Raw genomic sequence first — 3,602 nt, forward strand, 5'->3', positions numbered from 1 at the left:
GCCGCGCGCACCTTCGGATCGTCGAGCATCTGCTTGGCCTCGCCTTCCATCGTCACGAGGCCCGAGTCCATCACGTAGCCGCGATTCGCCGCCTGCAGCGCGAGACGCGCGTTCTGCTCCACGAGCAGCACCGTGATGCCCTCCGACGAGATCGTGCGCACCACCTCGAAGATCTTCTCCACCATGATCGGCGAGAGACCCATCGAAGGCTCATCGAGCAACAGAAGCTTCGGCTTGCTGATGATCGCACGCGCCATGGCCAGCATCTGCTGCTCGCCGCCCGAGAGCGTGCCCGCGAGCTGCGTGGCGCGTTCCTTCAGGCGCGGGAAGAAGCCGAACATGCGGTCGACGTCCTTCTGGATGCCGTCGTTGTCGCTGCGCAGGTACGCGCCCATCTGCATGTTTTCGAGAATCGACATGCGCGCGAAGATGCCGCGGCCTTCCGGCACCATCGCGAGGCCGCGCTTCAGTAGCTCATAGGCCGGCACGCCCTTGATCGACTGGCCCATGTACTCGATGTCGCCAGCCGAGTACGGCTTCAGGCCCGTGATGGCCTTCATCGTCGTGGTCTTGCCCGCGCCGTTCGCGCCGATCAGCGTGACGAGTTCGCCCTGGCGCACTTCCATGTCCACGCCCTTGACCGCCTGGATCCCGCCGTAGTTGACCTGCAGACCCTTGATTTTCAGAACCGATGTAGCCATCAATGAACCCCCGCGCCCAGATATGCCTCGATCACCTTCGGGTCCTTCTGCACGTCCTGCGGCAGCCCTTCGGAGATCACCTTGCCATAGTCGAGCACTGTCATCCGGTTGCACAGGCCCATCACCAGTTTCACGTCGTGCTCGATCAGCAGGATGGTCTTGCCATCGGCGCGGATCTTGTCGAGCAGGCGCGTGAGTTCGACCTTCTCGGTCGCGTTCATGCCGGCCGCCGGCTCGTCGAGCGCGAGCAGCTTCGGATCGGTCGCGAGCGCGCGCGCGATTTCCAGACGGCGCTGGTGGCCGTACGAGAGATTGCGCGAGGTGTAGTCCGCGTATTGCGCGATGCCCACGTATTCGAGCAGCTCGATCGCGCGCTCCTTGATCTCGCGCTCTTCCTGACGCTCCGAGGGCGTCTGGAACACGGCGCCGAGCAGCCCGTGCTTCGTGCGCACGTGGCGGCCGACCATCACGTTCTCGAGCGCCGTCATGCCGCCGAACAGGCGAATGTTCTGGAAGGTACGCGCAATGCCCGCCTTCGCCACCTGATACACGGCGGTCGGCGTATAGGCCGTGCCGTCGAGCTTGAATTCGCCCGAATCAGGCGTGTAGAGACCGGTAATCACGTTGAAGAACGTGGTCTTGCCGGCGCCGTTCGGGCCGATCAGGCCGTAGATCGTGCCTTCCTCGATCTGCAGGCCGACGTCGGACAGCGCCTGCAGGCCGCCGAAGCGCTTGTTCACGCCCTTCACGGACAGGCGGATGGGTTTGTTGCTCATGTGTAGTTCTCCCTGTCCTTATGCGCGAACCGGCTTCTTGCTGGCACGCCTGGCGATCTTCGCGATCTTGTCCTCGTGCTTCGCCGCGGGCCACAGGCCTTCCGAGCGATAGAGCATGATGACGACCATGGCGAGGCCGTAGAGCAGCTGGCGAATGACTTCCGTATCGACGACTTCGTGGCCGAACAGCATGTGCTGAAGCGGGCCCATGGTCGAGCGCAGGAACTCGGGGAAAATGGCGAGCAGCACGGCGCCGAGAATCACGCCGGGGATGTGACCCATGCCGCCGAGCACCACGCAGGCGAGCACGACGACCGATTCCCAGAAGGTGAACGATTCCGGCGACACGAAGCCCTGGAACGCGCCGAACATCGCGCCCGACAGACCGCCGAACGACGCGCCCATCGCGAATGCGAGCAGCTTGACGTTACGGGTGTTGATGCCCATGGCCTTGGCGGCGATTTCGTCTTCGCGGATCGCGGCCCAGGCGCGGCCGATGCGCGAGTGCTGCAGACGCGTACACACCCAGATCACGAGCAGCGCGCAGATCACGAACACGTAGTAGTACATGTAGACCGAGGTGAACGTGAAGCCGAGGATCTCGTGCGGCTGCGCGAGACTGAAGCCGAACACCTGCAGCGGCGCGACGCCGGTAATGCCCTGCGGCCCGTTGGTGATGTTCACCGGCCGGTCGAGGTTGTTCATGAAGATACGAACGATTTCCCCGAAGCCCAGCGTCACGATGGCGAGGTAGTCGCCGCGCAGACGCAGCGTCGGCGCGCCGAGCAGGATGCCCGCGATCGCCGCGAGCGCCATGGCGCACGGCACCACGATCCAGTACGGCGTATGCAGCCCGCCCGGGAACATGTTGGCGATCCACTGGAACTGCGTGGTGAGGTGCGGCGAAGTCAGCAGCGCAGCGACGTAGGCGCCCACCGCGTAGAACGCGATATAGCCCAGGTCCAGCAGGCCGGCGAAGCCCACCACCACGTTCAGGCCCAGCGCGAGCATCACGTAGAGCATCGCGAAGTCGAGCACGCGCACCCAGTAGTTGCCGCCCGCGGCGCCCACCACGAAGGGCAGCGCTGCCACGACGATGGCCGTCACGATGCCGACCGTGAGGGTCTTCGTCATGTTCTTTTCGGGGATGAGCGTCGTCGACGGCTCGATCGGTTGAATTGAAGTCATGTTGTGTTACTCCCTCTTATGCGCGGTCCGCGACACGTTCGCCCAGCAGCCCCGACGGACGGAACACGAGCACGACGATCAGCACGATGAATGCGAAGACGTCCTGATAGTTACTGCCGAACACCCCGCCGGTCAGGTTGCCGATGTAGCCTGCGCCGAGCTGCTCGATCAGGCCGAGCACCACGCCGCCGACCATCGCGCCGCCGAGGTTGCCGATACCGCCCAGCACGGCCGCCGTGAAGGCCTTCATGCCGGGGATGAAACCCATGTAGAAGTGCGCGTTGCCGTATTCGGAGGCGATCATCACGCCGGCCAGCGCTGCGAGCGCCGAGCCGATCATGAAGGTGGCCGAGATCACGAAGTTCGGGTTCACGCCCATCAGCGAGGCATTGTTCGGGTTCTCGGCGATGGCGCGCATGGCGCGGCCGAGCCTGGTCTTGTGCACGAGGATCAAGAGACCCGCCATCACGAGGAACGCGACGACGATGATGACGATTTCCGTCATCGAGATCACGGCGCCCACGCCGGTTTCAGTCGGCTTGATGACGTTGATCGGATCGGTCGAGATGAGCTGGGGGAACGCGAGCGGATTGCGGCCCCAGATGATCATGGCGAGCGTCTGCAGCAGGATCGACACGCCGATCGCGGTGATCAGCGGGGCGAGGCGCGGCGCGCGGCGCAGCGGCCGGTAGGCGATTTTTTCGATCGTGTAGCCGACGAACGCGCACACGACCGCGGCGACCACAAGGGCGATGCACAGCGTGGGGATGTTCCCGAGGCCCGGGAAGTGATTATGGAGCACGTTGATCGCGGAGAGCGCGACCATGGCGCCCACCATGAGCACGTCGCCGTGCGCGAAGTTGATGATGCCCAGAATCCCGTACACCATGGTGTAGCCCAGAGCGATGATGGCGTAGATGCTGCCAAGCACCAGCCC

Annotated in this window: 4 protein-coding genes; all 4 read right to left on the reverse strand. The window is 64.3% G+C overall.

Annotated elements, in window-relative coordinates; all coding sequences use genetic code 11:
- On the reverse strand, positions 1-701 hold a 701-nt coding region (locus BHE01S_RS35695; protein WP_042273185.1), incomplete at its 3' end, for an ABC transporter ATP-binding protein.
- Positions 701-1,477 (reverse strand): ABC transporter ATP-binding protein, encoded by a 777-nt coding sequence (locus tag BHE01S_RS35700; RefSeq protein WP_042273186.1) that lies wholly within the window; start codon positions 1,475-1,477, stop codon positions 701-703. The genes BHE01S_RS35700 and BHE01S_RS35695, both read right to left, overlap by 1 nt.
- Positions 1,478-1,495: 18 nt before the next feature.
- On the reverse strand, positions 1,496-2,665 hold the full coding sequence (locus tag BHE01S_RS35705) for an ABC transporter permease subunit (protein WP_042273188.1): 1,170 nt from the start codon (positions 2,663-2,665) through the stop codon (positions 1,496-1,498).
- A 16-nt stretch (positions 2,666-2,681) separates the two neighbouring features.
- Positions 2,682-3,602 (reverse strand): branched-chain amino acid ABC transporter permease (locus tag BHE01S_RS35710; RefSeq protein ID WP_052406261.1); only part of this gene is annotated, 921 nt, incomplete at its 5' end.

The sequence above is a fragment of the Paraburkholderia heleia NBRC 101817 genome, from assembly GCF_000739775.1.
In the GTDB taxonomy this organism is placed as follows: Bacteria; Pseudomonadota; Gammaproteobacteria; order Burkholderiales; family Burkholderiaceae; genus Paraburkholderia; species Paraburkholderia heleia.

Bases quoted from the DNA above. Each gene is read 5' to 3' on its own strand.
- BHE01S_RS35700 (WP_042273186.1), bottom strand. From the start codon at position 1,477: ATGAGCAACAAACCCATCCGCCTGTCCGTGAAGGGCGTGAACAAGCGC.
- BHE01S_RS35705 (WP_042273188.1), bottom strand. From the start codon at position 2,665: ATGACTTCAATTCAACCGATCGAGCCGTCGACGACGCTCATCCCCGAA.